Origin of the sequence: Streptomyces griseus (assembly GCF_001715295.1) — a bacterium.
In the GTDB taxonomy this organism is placed as follows: domain Bacteria; phylum Actinomycetota; class Actinomycetes; order Streptomycetales; family Streptomycetaceae; genus Streptomyces; species Streptomyces griseus_G.
In genome coordinates this window covers 447,683-465,456 of record NZ_MDKB01000003.1, presented here as the reverse complement: position 1 = coordinate 465,456, position 17,774 = coordinate 447,683, and the positions used below count along the sequence as shown (strand labels likewise).

At 73.0% G+C, this 17,774-nt stretch carries 13 protein-coding genes; 3 read left to right on the top strand and 10 right to left on the bottom strand.

The genetic code is table 11. The annotated features are described in order from the left end of the window. Positions 1-213 precede the first annotated feature (213 nt). Positions 214-1,035, bottom strand: a complete 822-nt coding sequence (lipB, locus tag BA175_RS18325; protein WP_069172512.1) for a lipoyl(octanoyl) transferase LipB — start codon at positions 1,033-1,035, stop codon at positions 214-216. Between the two features lie 379 nt (positions 1,036-1,414). On the opposite strand from lipB, the gene BA175_RS18320 reads away from it, so the two are divergent. Continuing rightward, on the top strand, positions 1,415-3,067 hold the full coding sequence (locus BA175_RS18320; RefSeq protein WP_069172511.1) for a regulator: 1,653 nt from the start codon (positions 1,415-1,417) through the stop codon (positions 3,065-3,067). 16 nt (positions 3,068-3,083) lie between these two features. On the opposite strand, the gene BA175_RS18315 is transcribed toward BA175_RS18320, so the two are convergent. Further along, positions 3,084-4,397 (bottom strand): NAD(P)/FAD-dependent oxidoreductase, encoded by a 1,314-nt coding sequence (locus BA175_RS18315; RefSeq protein WP_069172510.1) that lies wholly within the window; start codon positions 4,395-4,397, stop codon positions 3,084-3,086. Positions 4,398-4,652: 255 nt separating this feature from the next. Further along, positions 4,653-5,552 carry a TIGR01777 family oxidoreductase gene (locus BA175_RS18310; RefSeq protein ID WP_069172509.1) on the bottom strand — a complete coding sequence of 300 codons (900 nt, stop codon included), beginning with the start codon at positions 5,550-5,552 and terminating at the stop codon, positions 4,653-4,655. Positions 5,553-5,614: 62 nt separating this feature from the next. On the opposite strand from BA175_RS18310, the gene BA175_RS18305 reads away from it, so the two are divergent. Next, positions 5,615-6,142: a GNAT family N-acetyltransferase gene (locus tag BA175_RS18305; RefSeq protein ID WP_069173099.1), complete on the top strand. Its 528-nt coding sequence runs from the start codon at positions 5,615-5,617 to the stop codon at positions 6,140-6,142. Here the strand turns inward: BA175_RS18305 and BA175_RS18300 are convergent. The 7 genes from BA175_RS18300 to BA175_RS18270 form a co-directional block, all read right to left on the bottom strand. Then, positions 6,128-6,676: a DUF4240 domain-containing protein gene (locus tag BA175_RS18300; protein ID WP_069172508.1), complete on the bottom strand. Its 549-nt coding sequence runs from the start codon at positions 6,674-6,676 to the stop codon at positions 6,128-6,130. The two genes, BA175_RS18305 and BA175_RS18300, sit on opposite strands and share 15 nt — an antisense overlap. Before the next feature lie 61 nt (positions 6,677-6,737). After that, positions 6,738-7,706, bottom strand: coding sequence for a helix-turn-helix transcriptional regulator (locus BA175_RS18295; RefSeq protein WP_069172507.1), 969 nt, complete (start codon positions 7,704-7,706; stop codon positions 6,738-6,740). Between the two features lie 75 nt (positions 7,707-7,781). Continuing rightward, on the bottom strand, positions 7,782-10,463 hold the full coding sequence (gene aceE / locus BA175_RS18290) for a pyruvate dehydrogenase (acetyl-transferring), homodimeric type (protein ID WP_069172506.1): 2,682 nt from the start codon (positions 10,461-10,463) through the stop codon (positions 7,782-7,784). A 268-nt stretch (positions 10,464-10,731) separates the two neighbouring features. Then, complete coding sequence (locus BA175_RS18285) at positions 10,732-11,355, bottom strand: GntR family transcriptional regulator (RefSeq protein WP_069172505.1); 624 nt, start codon at positions 11,353-11,355, stop codon at positions 10,732-10,734. Positions 11,356-11,503: 148 nt separating this feature from the next. Then, on the bottom strand, positions 11,504-13,357 hold the full coding sequence (gene sucB, locus BA175_RS18280) for a 2-oxoglutarate dehydrogenase, E2 component, dihydrolipoamide succinyltransferase (protein ID WP_069172504.1): 1,854 nt from the start codon (positions 13,355-13,357) through the stop codon (positions 11,504-11,506). Between the two features lie 58 nt (positions 13,358-13,415). After that, on the bottom strand, positions 13,416-14,804 hold the full coding sequence (gene lpdA / locus BA175_RS18275; protein WP_069172503.1) for a dihydrolipoyl dehydrogenase: 1,389 nt from the start codon (positions 14,802-14,804) through the stop codon (positions 13,416-13,418). 324 nt (positions 14,805-15,128) lie between these two features. Further along, on the bottom strand, positions 15,129-16,685 hold the full coding sequence (locus tag BA175_RS18270; protein ID WP_069172502.1) for a leucyl aminopeptidase: 1,557 nt from the start codon (positions 16,683-16,685) through the stop codon (positions 15,129-15,131). Between the two features lie 235 nt (positions 16,686-16,920). On the opposite strand from BA175_RS18270, the gene BA175_RS18265 reads away from it, so the two are divergent. Beyond that, positions 16,921-17,760: an endo alpha-1,4 polygalactosaminidase gene (locus BA175_RS18265; RefSeq protein WP_069172501.1), complete on the top strand. Its 840-nt coding sequence runs from the start codon at positions 16,921-16,923 to the stop codon at positions 17,758-17,760. The last annotated feature ends 14 nt before the right edge of the window (positions 17,761-17,774 follow it).

The following is a 17,774-nucleotide window of genomic DNA, read 5'->3' as shown; positions in this document are numbered from 1 at the left end:
GTTAGAACGGCCTTGCGTCTGGCCAACCTGTGGCCGACGGGGCCTATTCCCTACGCCGAGGGTGTGTCCCGAAGTCCCGCCTGCCCGGCGGCGTCCGGCACGCGCCCTCGCGGCGTTGTCGGGGTCGTCCCGATACACCGGTATCGGGACGACCCTCCGCCGTGCGATCGCACGCACCGGACGCCGCCGGGCCTGCCCTCCGGGCAGACGACGCTACGTTCGGAACACGCCCTCGGCGGCCGGTTCCTTCGGCGCGACGACACGGGGGGCGAGGTCGGCGTTCTCCAGGACGTCCCGCAGGTGCTTCTCGGCGACCGGGAGCACCTGCTCGATCGTGATCTCACGGCCCAGCTCGTAGGAGAGCGAGGTGACCCCCGCATCCCTGATGCCGCACGGCACGATCCTGTCGAACCACGTGTTGTCCGGGTTCACGTTGAGCGCGAAACCGTGCATGGTCACGCCCTTGGCGACCCGGATGCCGATCGCGGCGAGCTTGCGGTCCTCGCGGCGCTGACCGGCGTTGGACGGCGCGTACTCCGGGCCGTTCAGGCGGGGGTCGAACTCCTCGTCGTGCAGCCGGGGGTCGAAGTCCAGGGAGAGCCCGCCCGGAGAGGGGCGCTCGTCGACCGGGTCGCCGAGCACCCAGACACCGCTGCGGCCCTCGACCCGGGAGGTCTCCAGGCCGAAGTCGGCGGCCGTACGGATCAGGGCGTCCTCCAGCCGCCGCACGTGCGCGACGACGTCGACCGGGCGCGGCAGCTTCTGGATCGGGTAGCCGACGAGCTGGCCGGGACCGTGCCAGGTGATCTTCCCGCCCCGGTCGACGTCGATGACCGGGGTGCCGTCCAGCGGCCGCTCGCTGTCGGTCGTGCGCCGCCCCGCGGTGTAGACGGGCGGGTGCTCGAGGAGCAGGCAGGTGTCGGGGACGGTGTCCTCGAACCGGGCGGCGTGCACCTCGCGCTGCTTCTGCCAGGCCTCCTCGTAGTCGACCGCGTCCGCGCCGAACCCCAGACGGACAAACCGCAGCTCACTCACTTCGGGTGCCTCCCTACTCGCGGTGCCGGGAGGCCGGGGGGTGTCCCCGGAGCCACGTCACCCTGCACTGATGTGCGCCCCCGGCAACTGTACGACCGGTCCGCCGTGAGGCGTCCGGCAGGGCGCGGGCCAGGGGCCGGGCACGGCGTGCCGGGCCGACCGTCAGCGATGCGCACAATCCTCACACGATCGGATGAAGGTGGAGCGGACCTCGTCGGCGCCGGCACCCGGGCCGCTAAATTCGCGCCGTGCCGTGTTTACGGGCCGGGCTGGTCCGTCGCGACGCCGACCAGGCGTAGCGAGAAGCCCCCTCGCCCACGAGGGGGAGGAGTCACAAGGGCTGCCCGCCGGGCCCCGAAGGCAGGAGACCGTACAGCTGATGTCGGAACGACCTCCGCAGCGCGCCCCCAACCGGCGGCTCGCTGCGCTCATCGCGGAAGCCGGTTTCTCCCACGCGGGTCTGGCCCGCCGCGTGGATCAGCTCGGCCTCGAACACGGCCTGGACCTGCGGTACGACAAGACCTCGGTCACCCGCTGGCTGCGCGGACAGCAGCCCCGGGGCACCACACCGGCGCTGATCGCCGAGGTCTTCACCCGGCGCCTCGGACGCCGGCTCTCCACGCAGGACCTCGGCCTGGACGCCTGCGCGCCCGTCTACGCCGGCCTGGAGTTCGCGGCCACGCCCGCCGAGGCCGTCGACATCGTCAGCGGCCTGTGGCGCAAGGACTCGGGCAGCCACGCGGAGCTGCGCAAGATCGCCTTCACCCCGGCCGGTCTCGTGGTGCCCAGCCGGGACTGGCTCATCGGGCGGGCCGACGACCGGGTCGGGCGCGTGGACCCGGCGTCGCAGGCGGAGGCGGCCGCCGTACTGCCCGCCCCGCGCGCCCCCGTCGAGGCGGGCGGCCCGCGGGCACCTCACGGCTTCCGGCCGGACGGCCCGCAGCGCAGCACCGGCCCCCACGCCGCCGCAGGGACCGGCACGCTGCACGCTCCCGGGACGACGGCGCACGGAGTCGGCGTCCCCGGTGGCCGGGCCGCAGCCCGCGGACCCGGCCACCCCCGCCCACCTGCACCCGGCGCGCCGCCCCCCGGCGTCCCGCGCCAGCGGCAGACCGGCCGCGGTCCGGGCCAGCGCGTCGGCAGCGGCGACGTCGCCGCCCTGCGCTCGGTGGGCCAGCTCTTCCGCACGCTGGACGACACCTACGGCGGCGGCCACGCCCGCCAGGCCCTCGTCAGGTATCTCGAGCACGAGGCCGAACCCATGCTGCGCGGGAGCTACGGCGAGGCGCTGGGCCGCCGGCTGTTCTCGGCGGTGGCCGACCTCACCAGGCTGGCGGGCTGGACCTCGTACGACATCGCCGCACACGGGCTCGCCCAGCGCTACTTCGTCCAGGCCCTGCGGCTCGCACAGGCCGCGGGCGACCGGGCCTACGGCGCCTACGTCCTGGTCACCATGAGCAGGCAGGCCGTCTACCTCGGGCACGGCCGGGAGGCCGTCCAGCTCACCCGCGTCGCCCAGCAGGGCATCGGCTCCTCGGCCCCGCCCGTGGTCATGGCCCTCCTGCACGCCGTCGAGGCGCGCGGCCACGGGGTTCTGGGCGAGACGCGTGCCTGCGGGGCCGCGCTCGTACGGGCGGAACGCGCGCTGGAGGCCGTCCGGCCCGGTGACGACGTGCCCCACTGGGCGCGCTCCTTCGACGAGGCCCAGCTCGCCGACGAGTCCGCCCACTGCCACCGCGACCTCCAGCAGTACCGCGCCGCCGCGCAGCACGCCGAGCGGTCGCTCCAGCTGCGCGCTCCGGCGTACGCCCGCAGCAGGCTGTTCTGCCGGGTGGTGCTCGCCTGCGCACGGCTCGGCCTCGGCGAGCTGGAACAGGCCTGCCTGCTGGGCGCCGAGGCGGCCCAGCAGGCGTCGGAGATGAGGTCGGCGCGCGCGACGGAGTACGTACGGGACTTCGAGCGCCGCCTGGAGCCGTACCGCGACGCCGTCGCCGTACGCGGCTACCGCGACCGCGTCGCCGCGCTCGGCTGACCGGGCCGGCCGGACGTCACGCGGCGGCGGGCAGCGCCGTCCCGTCCTCCGGGCCCTGTCGCACCCCCAGGTCCGCGAGGATCGCCGAGGCCGCGCGCCGGCCGGAGTGCAGGGCGCCCTGGACCGTGCTCGTGTCGCGGTGGTCGCCGCAGACGTAGAGCCCGTCGAGCACCCGCACCGGGCGCCGCAGATCGTGCGGGGGCGGCATCGCGGGAGACCCTTCGGGCTCGTGGCGGGCCGTCAGCAGCTCCCAGTCGTGCGTGGGCACGGCGTACAGCCGGGCGAGGTGGGCCCGGACCGTGCGGTCGAGATCGGCCGGCGGGGGGCCCAGCACCGTGGAGGTGATCAGTGTCCGGCCCCGCGGGGCGCGCGAGGGGTCGACCGCGCTCATCACGGCGGTGTGCGCGACCGGGCCGGAGCGGTCCGCGTCCAGCACCAATCGGGAACCGGTCGGCGGGGCGGCGGGCGCCGTGTGGTGCAGGACGGTCACCGGATGGAACTCCGGCGTCCGCAGGCCGGGCAGCAGTTCCGCGGCGGCACCCGCTCCGGTGGCCAGCAGCAGGGCCCGGCAGCCCAGCTCGCCGTGTTCCTTGGTGCGTACGGACGTGATGTCGGCCGCCGTGACGTGGACCCCGGTACGGACGGTCCCCGGCGGCAGAGCGGCTGCCAGCAGCCGCGGCAGCGTCACCGAGCCGCCCGCCGGCACGCAGAGCCCGCCGCGGGCGTAGCTGCGCAGGGTGAGGTCGGCGCAGCGGCTCGACGTGGCCAGCGTGGGATCGCCGAGCATCGCCGAGAGCAGCGGGCGCAGAAAGCCGCCGACCGTACGCGGCGGGAGGCCGCGGGCGGCCAGGGCGGGGAGCGCGAGGCGGTCCGGGCGGGCCAGTATCCGCTCGGTGGGAGTGGCGGCGAGTCTGGCGAGCCAGGCGCCGAGCCTGGCCTGCTCGACGGTCCCGCCCAGCGGGGCCGTGGGGGCGCCCGGCCGGGAGCGCACCGCCTTGAGTGCGCCCTTCGCGCTCCGTACGTCCCCGGCGCGGTACAGGCGACCCCCGCTGTGGACCAGCACCCCCGGCGCGAAGTCGCGCAGGACCGGCCCGTCCGGTCCCGGTGCGCCGCTCAGCTCCGGGTAGGCGGAGCTGAGCAGGGGTCCCAGGTCGTCGAGCAGGAAACCGTCCACCTCCCGGGTGGCCATGCGGCCACCGACGTCCGGGGCGGCCTCCAGGACGCTGACCTCCAGTCCCGCGTCGGTCAGCCGCCGGGCCGCTGACAGGCCGGCGATCCCGGCCCCGATGATGACCACGTCCGCATGGTGTGCCGTGTGTGCCGTGAGCACGAGCCCCTCCCCGATTCGGCGCGACTGCTGGGGGGCTACTGCCCTCAACAGGCCCCCGGAACGCACCGGTTCGGATCGAAGCTAGGCGGATGGCCGATGCCGGAACAGTCGCACGCACCCCGGGCACCGGTGCACGGGGTCGCACGCGGCCCGGCGGGGAGCGCCGGGCCGGCGGCCGGCGCCACGGCGGGCGGCAGCTGACCTGCGCCGCTCCGCGGCCGGGGCGGACCGGCAGTGCCGCCGGCGCGGCCGCTCTCAGCGCAGGGCGGCGCGGATGGCGGCGTCGATGCCGGGGAAGGCGAACGTGAAGCCCGAGTCGAGAAGTTGGCCGGGCAGCACCCGCTGACTGCCCAGGACGTCCTCGGCGAAGCCGCCGAGTGCGATCCGCAGCGCGGGTGCCGGGACGGTGAACAGCGTCGGGCGGCGCAGGACCCGTCCCATCGCGGCCGTCACCTCGCCGTTGGTGACGGGGGAGGGGCCGGTCAGGTTCACCGGACCCGCGAGGCTCTCCGTGTCCAGGAGGTGCCGCATCGCCGCGATGTGGTCGTGCAGGGCGATGAAGCTCCAGTACTGCCGCCCGTTCCCCAGCCGCCCGCCGAGACCCGCCCGGAACAACGGGAAGAGGCGCCCCCACGCCCCGCCCTCCTGGGCCACGACCAGTCCGGTCCGGGCGAACACCGTGCGGACGCCCGCCTCCTCGGCAGGAGCGGCGGCCTCCTCCCACTCCACGCACACGGACGGCAGGAACCCCTCGCCGGGCGGCGCGCTCTCGTCGACCGCGCGGTCTCCGGTGTCGCCGTAGTAACCGATCGCGGACCCGGAGACCAGCACCTTCGGCGGGGTGTCGAGGGAGGCCACGGCCTCGGCGATCGCCGCGGTGCCGAGCACCCGGCTGTCCCGGATCTCCCGCTTGTACGCCTCGGTCCAGCGGCGGTCGCCGACCCCGGCGCCGGCGAGGTGGACGACGGCGTCGCAGCCGACCAGGCCCGCCGTGTCGACGTAACTCCGCCGCGGGTCCCACTCCACCTCGTCACCGGTCGCGGCGGGGCGCCGCACGAGCCGCACCACCTCGTGTCCGTCGGCCCGCAGCGAGCGCACGAGCGCCGCCCCGATGAGGCCGGTCGATCCGGTGACGGCGATACGGGAGTGAGGCATGGCGTCCATCCTGCCCCATGGAGCGTGCCGTACGCGGAACCCGGCATGGCACAGTGGCCGGCATGTCCGAGCCGACGTTCCGCGCCCTCCTCCCCGTCCGTCCCGCCGCAGCCGCCGACGGGAGGGCCCTCGGCGAACTCGACCGGGCCACCTGGTCGACCCTGCACGCCGTCCAGCCGAGGCCGCAGCCTCCCTACGAGCCGTTCTTCGATGACCGGCACCGGCCGCAGGACTACCTCGTCGCCGAGGCCGCCACCGGGGCGGGCGAGGAGCGCATCGCCGGGTACCTGCGACTGGCCGCCCCCACACCCCTCGCCTGCAACGCGCACGTCCGGCAGATACAGGGGCTCGCCGTGGCCGACTGGGCGCGGGGGCACGGCGTGGCCCGCGCGCTGCTGCGCGCCTCCTACGCCGAGGCGCGGCGGCAGGGGGCCGGCCGGATCACGCTGCGCGTGCTCGGTCACAACACGCCCGCACGCGCCCTCTACGCCTCCGAGGGGTTCACCGTCGAGGGGGTCCTTCCCGGCGAGTTCTTCCTGGGCGGCAGCTACGTCGACGACGTCCTGATGGGGCGTTCACTCACGGCCTGACCGGTGCCCGTCCTCGTCCGCGCCGAAGCGCTCCCAGAGCGCGGGGAGGCGTTCCGCCAGCGCGTCCTCGTCCTCGACGGCGAAGGGCGTCCCCGCGGGTTGCGCGGGCGCGGGCGGCAGGCCCAGGTCCGGGGAGACCGCCCCGGTGAGCTGCTCGTACGCCTCGTCGGCGGCGTAGCCGAGTTCCTCGCCGTCCCCGTCGATCTCCTCGTCGAAGTCGTCCAGCAGTTCGGCCAGGCTGTCGGGATCCTGGACGGCGCCCTCGAAGACCTCCCTGCCCTGACCGATCAGCCAGCAGCGGAAGTAGTCGAACGCGTCGTCGCCCGCCCCGCCGAGCAGCACGGCGGCCGCACCCCACAGGTCCCAGTGGTACGCACGGTTGTAGCGCGCCTCGAAGTGCCGGGAGAAGTCCAGCACGGAGTCGGGGTCGAGCCGGGCCAGTCGTTCCACCAGCAGGTCGGCGTGGTCCTCGGGGTCGCCGTCGGCGGCCTCGCGGGTGCTGTCGATGATCTCCCAGAACTCCGTTTCGTCCATCACGGGTCCAGCATCTGCCCTGGCGGCGGGCGACGCACGCGGAGACACCGAATTGAAGCCTTCAGCGATAGAGGTCGCGCAGGCGTTCGGCGGCATCGGCGAAGAGTTCGCGCAGGGCGGCCGGTGCCAGGACCTCCAACTCGGGTCCGAGGGCGAGCAGCCGGCCGTACGCGACCTCCAGGGACTCGACCGCCAGAGTCACCGTCAGCCACCCCTCCGCGTCGGGCGCCCCGGCCGCCGCGAGCGCCTCCTCGGCAGCCGCCCGGTCCACGGCGTGCGGCAGCTGCCGCACGCCCGCACCGGTCAGCCGCACCGTCACCTCGGTCCGCAGGATCGAGCGGGCGAACTGCGCCGCCCGCTCCTCCCAGAAGCGGGGCAGGTCGAAGGTCTCGTCCCGGGTGAAGCGGGTCCCGGACACGGCGACCGCCGTGAACCGGTCGATGCGGTACACCCGGACGTCCTCGCCGGCCCGGGCGCAGAGGTACCACACCCCTGCCTTCAGTACGAGCCCGTACGGGCACAGCTCCCGCTCCACCTCTCCCCTGGGGCCGCGGTGGTAGCGGGCCGTGACGATCCGGTCGTCCCACACCGCCTCGGCGACGGCGGGCAGCAGGTCGGGTGTCTCCGGCTCCTGGAACCAGCCGGGGGCGTCCAGGTGGAAGCGCTGGGCGGCGGTCCGCGAGGCGTCGCTGAGGGAGGGGAGCAGGGCGGCCGAGACCTTCAGCCGGGCGGCGGATGCGGCGTCGTCGAGCCCCATCTCGCGCAGGGCGGAGGGCAGCCCGGAAAGGAACAGGGCTTCGGCCTCGTGCCGGGCCAGCCCGGTGAGCCGGGTCCGGTACCCGCCGACGAGCCGGTATCCGCCGACCCGGCCGCGGTCCGCGTAGACGGGCACGCCCGCCTCGGAGAGCGCCTGGGCGTCCCGGGTCACGGTGCGCTCCGACACCTCCAGCTCCGTCGCCAGTTCGGCGGCGGTCATGGCGGGGCGGGACTGGAGGAGCAGCACCATCTTGATGAGCCGGGCAGCGCGCATGGAGCCATTGTGCGGCCCGGGAACGGCGGAGCGGCGGTGACCCGGCGTACCCGGTCACCGCCACTCCCCGCCTGGTCAGAGACCGTAGCGCTCGCGCGCCTCCTTGACCGTGGAGGCCGGGACCTCGCCGCGGCGGGCCAGCTGCGCCAGAGCCGCGACGGCGATCGACTGCGCGTCCACGCCGAAGTGGCGGCGGGCCGCGTCGCGGGTGTCGGAGAGGCCGAAGCCGTCCGTGCCCAGCGAGAACCAGTCCTGCTCGACCCACTGGCTGATCTGGTCGGGGACCGCGCGCATCCAGTCGCTGACCGCGAGGACCGGGCCCGGCGCACCCGAGAGCGCCTGGGTCACGTACGGCTCGCGCTCCTCTCCGCGGAGCATCGCCTCCTCGGCGGCCAGCGCGTCACGGCGCAGCTCACCCCACGAGGTGGCGGACCAGACGTCGGCCGTGACGTTCCAGTCGGCGGCCAGCAGCTCCTGGGCCTCCAGTGCCCAGTGGATCGCCGTGCCGGAGGCGAGCAGTTGGAGACGCGGCGCGTCCGCCGCGGCGGGCACGCCCTCCTTGAAGCGGTACAGGCCCTTGAGGATGCCTTCCTCGACGCCCTCGGGCATCGCCGGCTGCGGCTTCGGCTCGTTGTAGACCGTCAGGTAGTAGAAGACGTTCGAGTCCTCGCCGGGGGCGGCCTGGCCGTACATCCGCCGCAGACCGTCCTTGACGATCACCGCGATCTCGTACGCGAACGCCGGGTCGTAGTTGAGCGACGCCGGGTTGGTGGACGCGATCAGGTGCGAGTGGCCGTCCGCGTGCTGGAGGCCCTCACCCGTCAGCGTCGTGCGGCCCGCCGTGGCGCCGACGATGAAGCCCTTGCCGAGCTGGTCGGCGAGCTGCCACATCTGGTCGCCGGTCCGCTGCCAGCCGAACATCGAGTAGAAGATGTAGAACGGGATCATCGTCTCGCCGTGCGTCGCGTACGACGACGCGGCGGCGATGAAGTCGGCCATGGCGCCGGCCTCGGTGATCCCCTCGTTGAGGATCTGGCCGTCCTTGGCCTCCTTGTAGTACATGAGCTGGTCGCGGTCGACCGGCTCGTACGTCTGGCCGAGCGGCGAGTAGATGCCGGCGGAGGGGAAGAGGGACTCCATGCCGAAGGTCCGGGCCTCGTCGGGGACGATCGGCACCCAGCGCCTGCCGGTCTCCTTGTCCCGCATCAGGTCCTTCACCAGGCGGACGAAGGCCATGGTGGTGGCCATCTCCTGCTTGCCCGACCCCTTGTACAGGGCCTTGAAGGCACGCTCCTCCGGCTGGGGCAGCGCGACGGCGTGCACCCGGCGGGCTGGGGCCGGGCCGCCGAGGGCCGCGCGGCGCTCCTGGAGGTAGCGGACCTCGGGGGAGTCGGCGCCCGGGTGGCCGTAGGGGACCAGCCCGCCCTCGAAGGCGCTGTCCGGGATCGGGAGGCCGAGCAGCTCGCGCATGCCCTTGAACTCGTCGATCGACAGCTTCTTCATCTGGTGGTTGGCGTTCTTTGACTCGAAGCCCTTGCCGAGTGTGTAGCCCTTGACCGTCTGGGCCAGGATCACGGTCGGCGCGCCCTCGTGCTCCAGGGCGGCACGGTAGGCCGCGTACACCTTGCGGGCCTCGTGGCCGCCGCGGGAGCTGTAGAAGCACTCGGCGATCTTCGCGTCGCTCAGCAGCTTCGCCAGCTCTGCGAGGGCCGGCTCGGCGCCGAAGAAGTGCTCGCGGATGTAGGCGACGTCGCGGGTCGCGTACGTCTGGAACTGAGCGTCCGGCACCTCACGCAGGCGGCGGATGAGCGCGCCCGTGGTGTCCAGCTGGAACAGCTCGTCCCAGGCGTTGCCCCAGAGCGTCTTGACGACGTTCCAGCCGGCCCCGCGGAACGCGCCCTCGAGCTCCTGGACCACGCGGAAGTTGGCGCGGACCGGGCCGTCGAGGCGCTGCAGGTTGCAGTTGATGACGAAGGTCAGGTTGTCGAGCCGCTCACGGGCCGCGAGGGCGAGGGCGGCGGTCGACTCGGGCTCGTCCATCTCGCCGTCGCCCAGGAAGGCCCAGACGTGCGAGTTCGACGTGTCCTTGATGCCGCGGTTGGTCAGGTACCGGTTGAAGCGTGCCTGGTAGATCGCCGAGAGCGGACCGAGGCCCATCGACACGGTGGGGAACTCCCACAGCCAGGGCAGCCGCCGCGGGTGGGGGTAGGACGGCAGGCCGTCGCCCCCGGACTCCTGGCGGAAGTTGTCGAGCTGCTGCTCGCTGAGACGCCCGTCGAGGAAGGCGCGGGCGTAGATGCCGGGCGAGGCGTGGCCCTGGATGTAGAGCTGGTCGCCGGAGCCGTCACCCTCCTTGCCGCGGAAGAAGTGGTTGAAGCCGGTCTCATAGAGCCAGGCGGCCGAGGCGAACGTGGCGATGTGACCGCCGACCCCGTACCGGGCACCCCGGGTGACCATCGCGGCCGCGTTCCAGCGGTTCCACGCGGTGATCCGGGACTCCATCTCCAGGTCGCCGTCGAAGGCGGGCTCCGCGGACGTGGGGATGGTGTTGACGTAATCGGTCTCCAGCAGCTTGGGCAGCGCGATACCGGCGCCCTCCGCGTGCTGGAGCGAGCGCCGCATCAGGTACGCGGCACGGTGCGGGCCCGCGGCCTTGGTGACGGCGTCCAGGGAGGCCGCCCATTCGGCGGTCTCCTCGGGGTCGCGGTCCGGGAGCTGGTCGAGCTCGCTCGGAAGCTTTGCTACGGGGTCGGTCATGATCGCCGCCTTCCGGTATGGAGGGGGGTGGAGAAGGCCCTGACTGGCAGGACAGGGCGATCGGGCCGGTGGGCCCGCGAGTGAACTGTAAGGCGCCGATCGATGATCGATCAAAGGATGAAAGGCAAAACTTCTCGATATGAAGAAAAGTGGCATGGGGTGCCTCGAAACGGGGCACGGAGTGACGGGATCAAGCGGGTGAAAAGGGGCGCTGACCTGCACGGCGGAGCATCCGGCGGCGCACATGGGCGGCTCGGTCCGAGGAGGCTCAGGCGCGGGGCGCGCAGCCGAGGACGTGCTCCTTGACCAGCACCGCGATCCGCGGGTCACGCCGGAGGAACGCCTCGATGAGCGCCTCGTGCTCCTCCGCGTACGACTTCTGCACCGTGCCCAGCCAGCGGATCGACAGGGCCGTGAACACCTCGATGCCGAGGCCCTCCCAGGTGTGCAGCAGCACGGCGTTCCCGGCCGCCCGCACCATCTCGCGGTGGAAGGCCACCGTGTGCCGTACCTGCGCCTCGCCGTCGGCCAGCCGGTCCGCCTCGTACAGGGCCGTCACGTGCGGGGTGAGTGCCGAGCAGTCCTCGGCGAGGGCGGGGGCCGCGAGTTCCGCGGCGATCTGCTCCAGCCCGGCGCGTACGGGGTAGCTCTCCTCCAGGTCGGCCGCGGTGAGATTGCGGACCCGGACCCCCTTGTTGGGCGCCGACTCGATCAGCCGCAGGGTCTCCAGTTCGCGCAGCGCCTCCCGCACCGGCGTCTGGCTGACCTCCAGCTCCGTCGCGATACGGCGCTCCACGATCCGCTCGCCCGGCTTCCAGCGCCCGCTGACGATCCCGTCCACGATGTGCTCGCGGATCTGTTCGCGCAGCGAGTGGACGACGGGCGGGGTCATGACGGGCTCCTTCGTGGCGAACCGGTGCTGCTCTCCACCGACTCGGCCGACGGAACGGCCGGTGGTCCCTAGACCATACGGCGGCGCCCCCGCCCGGAAGCGTTCCGGACGGGGGCGCCGCTGGTGAGGCTGGTTACAGCCACCGAACTCAGAGGCCGAGCTCGACCTCGAACTCGCCGGCCTCCAGGATCGCCTTGACCGTCGTCAGGTAGCGGGCGGCGTCCGCGCCGTCCACCAGACGGTGGTCGTAGGAGAGCGAGAGGTACGTCATGTCGCGGACACCGATGACGGTGCCCTCGGCGGTCTCGATGACCGCCGGACGCTTGACGGTGGCACCGATGCCCAGGATGGCCGCCTGGTTCGGCGGCACGATGACGGTGTCGAACAGCGCACCGCGCGAACCGGTGTTGCTGACGGTGAACGTCGCACCGGACATGTCGTCCGGCGTGAGGCCGCCACCCCGCGCCTTGCCGGCCAGCTCGGCCGTCTTCTTCGCGATGCCGGCGATGTTCAGGTCGCCCGCACCCTTGATGACCGGGGTCATCAGACCCTTCTCGGCGTCCACGGCGATGCCGATGTTCTCCGAGTCGAAGTACGTGATGGTGCCCTCGTCCTCGTTGATCCGGGCGTTGACGACCGGGTGGGCCTTCAGCGCCTGGGCCGCCGCCTTCACGAAGAACGGCATCGGGGACAGCTTGACGCCCTCACGGGCGGCGAAGGACTCCTTCGCCTGGTTGCGCAGCTTCATCAGCTTCGTGATGTCGACCTCGAGGACCGTGGTCAGCTGGGCCTGCGAGTGCAGCGCCTTCATCATGTTGTCGCCGATGAGCTTGCGCATGCGGGTCATCTTGACCGTCTGACCGCGCAGCGGGGACGCCTCGAGCTTCGGCGCCTTCGCCGCGGCCGGGGCGGCGGCGGCCGGAGCCGGGGCGGCAGCGGCGGCCTTGGCGGCCTCCGCGGCGGCGGCCACTACGTCCTGCTTGCGGATGCGGCCACCGACGCCGGTGCCCTTGACCGCGCCCAGGTCGACACCGTTCTCGGCGGCGAGCTTGCGGACCAGCGGCGTGACGTACGCACCCTCGTCACCGGCGGACGCGGCCGGAGCGGCGGGCGCCGGAGCAGCGGGTGCGGGCGCCGGGGCGGCCGGGGCCTGAGCCGCCGGAGCCGCAGCGGGGGCGGGAGCCGGTGCCGCGGGAGCCGGGGCGGCGGGAGCGGCGGCCGGGGCCGCCTCTGCCGGAGCGGCCGCCGGGGCCGGAGCGGCCTCTGCCGGCGCTGCCGCGGGGGCCGGAGCGGCCTCTGCCGGCGCTGCCGCGGGGGCCGGAGCGGCCTCCGCCGGAGCAGCGGCCGGGGCGGCGCCCGGAGCACCGATGACGGCGAGCTTGGCGCCGACCTCGGCGGTCTCGTCCTCACCGACGACGATCTCCAGCAGCACGCCGGCGACCGGGGCGGGGATCTCGGTGTCGACCTTGTCCGTGGAGACCTCGAGCAGCGGCTCGTCCTCCGCGACCTCCTCGCCGACCTCCTTCAGCCAGCGGGTGACGGTGCCCTCGGTGACGCTCTCGCCGAGCGCCGGAAGGGTGACGTCGGTGCCGGAGGCGGAGGAGGCGCCGGTGGTGGCCTCGGCGGTCGGAGCCGCGGCCGGTGCCTCGGTCTCGGTCGACGGCGCGGCGGGTGCCTCGGCGGCTGCCGGGGCCGCTGCGGGCTCGGCAGCCGGCTCGGCCGCCGGCTCGGTGGCCGGAGCGGCCTCGGCCGCGGGCGCGCCCGAGCCGTCGTCGATGACGGCCAGCTCGGCGCCGACCTCGACGGTCTCGTCCTCGGCGACCTTGATGGACGAGAGGACACCGGACGCCGGGGCGGGGATCTCGGTGTCGACCTTGTCGGTCGAGACCTCGAGCAACGGCTCGTCTGCCTCGACGCGTTCGCCCTCGGCCTTCAGCCAGCGGGTGACGGTGCCCTCGGTGACGCTCTCACCGAGCGCCGGAAGGGTTACGGAAACCGACATGGTTTCGGTTGCTCCTTACGAAAGTGCGGAAGTGGTCGGTCGTCGCGCCCGGACTGGATCAGTCGTGGGAGTGGAGAGGCTTGCCGGCCAGGGCCAGGTGGGCCTCGCCCATGGCTTCGTTCTGGGTCGGGTGGGCGTGGATGAGCTGCGCGACCTCGGCCGGCAGCGCCTCCCAGTTGTAGATCAGCTGAGCTTCGCCGACCTGCTCGCCCATACGGTCACCGACCATGTGGACGCCGACCACGGCACCGTCCTTGACCTGGACGAGCTTGATCTCGCCCGCGGTCTTCAGGATCTTGCTCTTGCCGTTGCCCGCGAGGTTGTACTTGAGGGCGACGACCTTGTCCGCACCGTAGATCTCCTTGGCCTTGGCCTCGGTGATGCCGACGGAGGCGACCTCGGGGTGGCAGTACGTCACCTTCGGCACGCCGTCGTAGTCGATCGGCACGGTCTTGAGGCCGGCCAGCCGCTCCGCCACCAGGATGCCCTCGGCGAAACCGACGTGGGCCAGCTGGAGGGTGGGGACCAGGTCGCCCACGGCCGAGATCGTCGGCACGTTGGTCTGCATGTACTCGTCGACGAGGACGTAGCCGCGGTCCATGGCGACCCCGGCCTCCTCGTAGCCCAGACCCTGGGAGACCGGGCCGCGGCCGATCGCGACCAGCAGGATCTCCGCCTCGAAGGTCTTGCCGTCCGCGAGCGTGACGCGGACACCGTCCTGCGTGTACTCGGCCTTGTCGAAGAAGGTGCCGAGGTTGAACTTGATGCCGCGCTTGCGGAACGCGCGCTCCAGGAGCTTCGAGCTGTTCTCGTCCTCGACCGGGACCAGGTGCTTGAGGCCCTCGACGATGGTGATGTCGGTGCCGAAGGACTTCCACGCCGAGGCGAACTCGACGCCGATGACGCCGCCGCCCAGGACGATGGCGGACTTCGGCACGCGGTCCAGCTTCAGCGCGTGGTCCGAGGAGATGATCCGGTTGCCGTCGATCTCCAGGCCGGGCAGCGACTTCGGTACGGAACCGGTCGCGAGCAGCACGTGGCGGCCCTGGACGCGCTGGCCGGCGACGTCCACCGAGGTGGGCGACGAGAGCCGGCCCTCACCCTCGATGTAGTGCACCTTGCGCGAGGCGACGAGTCCCTGCAGGCCCTTGTACAGGCCCGAGATCACGTCGTCCTTGTACTTGTGGACGGCCTCCATGTCGATGCCCTCGAAGGTGGCCTTCACGCCGAACTGACCGGCCTCGCGGGCCTGGTCGGCGATCTCGCCGGCGTGCAGCAGCGCCTTCGTGGGGATACAGCCGTTGTGCAGGCAGGTGCCGCCGACCTTGCCCTTCTCGATCAGTGCGACGTCCAGGCCCAGCTGCGCTCCGCGCAGGGCCGCGGCGTAACCGCCGCTACCACCGCCGAGGATCACTAGGTCGAAAACGGTGCTGGCGTCGTTCGCCACGTCACGTCCTCCATGCATGTGCGCCGTACGCCGGGCCCCGTCGCTGGGGTGTGACCGGCCGGTCGGCTGGTGTTCGGCCGCTTGCGTTTTTCGGCCCTGTGGTGGGGGCCCTGTCCTGCCGAGAACCCATCTTCGCACTTGTTGAGGGTGGGCGGGACGCGGGCCCCTGGTCCGTGCCGGACGGACATCCGCCCCGGACGGTCGATCATGCGTACAAAAGTTCGGGAAAATCGGCCGGTCAGGGCCGCTCCGGTGAACGCGCACGGCCCCGGACCTATGCCCGGGGCCGTATCCGCTGCGCGCGAACACCGCCGCGCCCGGGGATCAGCCGAGGTCACCCGCGGCCGTGCGCTCGGCCAGCCTGACCAGCGTGCGGACCGCGGACCCGGTGCCGCCCTTGGGCGTGTAGCCGTAGGGTGCCCCCTCGTGGAAGGCCGGCCCCGCGATGTCCAGGTGCGCCCAGGCGATGCCCTCGCCCACGAACTCCTTCAGGAACAGGCCGGCCACCAGGCCGCCGCCCATCCGCTCGCCCATGTTGGCGATGTCGGCGGTCGGGGAGTCCATGCCCTTGCGCAGGTCCGCCGGGAGCGGCATCGGCCAGGAGGCCTCGCCGACCTCCTCGGCGATCTCGTGGATCGACGTACGGAAGGCGTCGTCGTTGGCCATGATGCCGAAGGTGCGGTTGCCCAGCGCCAGCACCATGGCACCGGTCAGGGTCGCCACGTCGACGATCGCGTCCGGCTTCTCCTCCGAGGCGCGGGTCAGCGCGTCGCCCAGGACCAGCCGGCCCTCGGCGTCGGTGTTGAGGACCTCGACGGTCTTGCCGCTGTACATGCGCAGGACGTCACCCGGGCGGGTGGCGTTGCCGGACGGCATGTTCTCGGCGAGCGCCAGCCAGCCGGTGACGTTGACGCGCAGGCCCAGACGGGAGGCCGCGACGACGGCGGCGAACACGGCGGCGGCACCGCTCATGTCGCACTTCATCGTCTCGTTGTGCCCGGCCGGCTTGAGCGAGATGCCGCCCGAGTCGTAGGTGATGCCCTTGCCCACGAGGGCCAGGGTCTTCTCCGCCTTCGGGTGCGTGTAGGCGAGCCGGACCAGGCGCGGGCCGTGGGTGGAGCCCTGGCCGACGCCCAGCAGGCCGCCGAAGCCGCCCTTGACGAGGGCCTTCTCGTCGAGGACCTGCACCTTGATGCCGTGCTCCTTGCCGGCGGCGGTGGCCACGGCGGCGAAGGACTCGGGGTAGAGGTCGTTCGGCGGGGTGTTGATCAGGTCGCGCGCCCGGTTGATCTCCTCGGTGACCGCGACGGCGCGCTCGGCGGCGGCCTTCAGTGCCTTGTCGCGCGGCTTGGCGCCCAGCAGGACGACCTCGGCGAGCGGCTGCTTCGCGCCGTTCCCGGACTTGGCGTCCTTGGGGGCCAGCTTGTTCTCGCCGCCCTGGTAGGCGGTGAAGGCGTACGCGCCGAGCAGGGCGCCCTCCGCGACGGCCCCGGCGTCCTCGGCGGACTCCGTCGGCAGCGCGAAACCGGCCTTCTTGGAACCGGACAGGGCGCGCGCCGCGCTCCCGGCGGCCCGGCGCAGTGCCTCGGCGTCGTAGGAACCGTCCTTCGCCGGGACCGGACCGAGCCCGACCGCCAGGACGACCGGGGCCTTGAACCCGGACGGCGCGGGGAGCTTGGTCACCTCGCCCTCGGCACCGGAGGCACCCAGGGTCTCCAGGACGGTGGCGAGCTTCCCGTCGAACGCCTTGTCGACGGCCTCGGCGCCCGGTGCGAGGACCAGGCCCCCGGCCTTGGACCCGGCGCTCTTGGCGACGCCGACGACGAGTGCGTCGGCGCGCAGCGTCGCCGCACCGGAGGTGCTGAGAGTGAGAGCAGTCACGGTGGTGAAATCTCGCTTCCGTTGAGTTGTGTGGGCGGTCGAGGGGTGGGCCGACCGTGCCCGGCGCATCGTGACGGCGCCGCAATGTGCCGGGAATGAGCCTACGCGCGCCGTTGCGTCCGGCTCACAGGGGCGGGCCGTCCGCGTCCCGCACGGGGGGAGGCGCCCTCCGTGCCGGGGGTCCGAGCCGCGGCGATAGGGTCGTCCGGCAGGGCGGAACGAGCGGGGGAGCACGATGCGGGGCAGTACGGCCGGTACGAGGACACGGGGACCGGGAGCGCTCGCCGTGCTGGTCCTGCTGGCGGTAGTGGCGGGCTGCGCGCCCGGTGCGCGGGCCGAGGACCCGCCGGCCGCCTCCGGCGCACCGCGGAGCGCGCCGCGCTGGCAGCCGGAGCCCGGCGTGGACTGGCAGTGGCAGCTCTCGGGCCGGGTGGACACGACGGTCGACGCCCCGGTCTACGACATCGACGGGTTCGAGCAGGACGCCGCGACGGTGTCCGCGCTGCACCGCGAGGGCCGCAAGGTCATCTGCTACCTCTCCACCGGCGCCTGGGAGGACTTCCGGCCGGACGCGGAGGAGTTCCCCGCCTCCGTACGCGGCAAGAGCAACGGCTGGGAGGGAGAGTGGTGGCTCGACATCCGCCGCGTCGACGTCCTGGAGCCGCTGATGGAGAAGCGGATCGCGATGTGCGCGAAGAAGGGCTTCGACGCGGTGGAGCCGGACAACATGGACGGCTACCTCAACTCCACCGGTTTCCCGCTCACCGCGCGCGACCAGCTCCGCTACAACCGGCTGATCGCCGCTCTCGCCCACCGGCACGGCATGGCAGTCGGCCTGAAGAACGACCTGCCCCAGATCCCGGAGCTGGTGGACGACTTCGACTTCGCGGTCAACGAACAGTGCGCGCAGTACAACGAGTGCGACACCCTCACCCCGTTCATCGAGGCGGGCAAGGCCGTCTTCCACGCGGAGTACGAGGTGCCCGTCGAGGACTTCTGCGCCGAGTCCCGGCGGCTTCGGCTGAGTTCGCTGCTCAAGAAGTACGAACTCGGCGTGTGGCGCCAGGGCTGCTGAGGCCCGGCCCCCTC

Bases quoted from the DNA above. Each gene is read 5' to 3' on its own strand.
- BA175_RS18295 (WP_069172507.1), bottom strand. From the start codon at position 7,706: ATGCGCGCTGCCCGGCTCATCAAGATGGTGCTGCTCCTCCAGTCCCGC.
- sucB (WP_069172504.1), bottom strand. From the start codon at position 13,357: ATGTCGGTTTCCGTAACCCTTCCGGCGCTCGGTGAGAGCGTCACCGAG.
- BA175_RS18310 (WP_069172509.1), bottom strand. From the start codon at position 5,552: ATGCCTCACTCCCGTATCGCCGTCACCGGATCGACCGGCCTCATCGGG.
- BA175_RS18300 (WP_069172508.1), bottom strand. From the start codon at position 6,676: ATGGACGAAACGGAGTTCTGGGAGATCATCGACAGCACCCGCGAGGCC.
- BA175_RS18285 (WP_069172505.1), bottom strand. From the start codon at position 11,355: ATGACCCCGCCCGTCGTCCACTCGCTGCGCGAACAGATCCGCGAGCAC.
- BA175_RS18320 (WP_069172511.1), top strand. From the start codon at position 1,415: ATGTCGGAACGACCTCCGCAGCGCGCCCCCAACCGGCGGCTCGCTGCG.
- BA175_RS18305 (WP_069173099.1), top strand. From the start codon at position 5,615: ATGTCCGAGCCGACGTTCCGCGCCCTCCTCCCCGTCCGTCCCGCCGCA.
- aceE (WP_069172506.1), bottom strand. From the start codon at position 10,463: ATGACCGACCCCGTAGCAAAGCTTCCGAGCGAGCTCGACCAGCTCCCG.
- BA175_RS18265 (WP_069172501.1), top strand. From the start codon at position 16,921: ATGCGGGGCAGTACGGCCGGTACGAGGACACGGGGACCGGGAGCGCTC.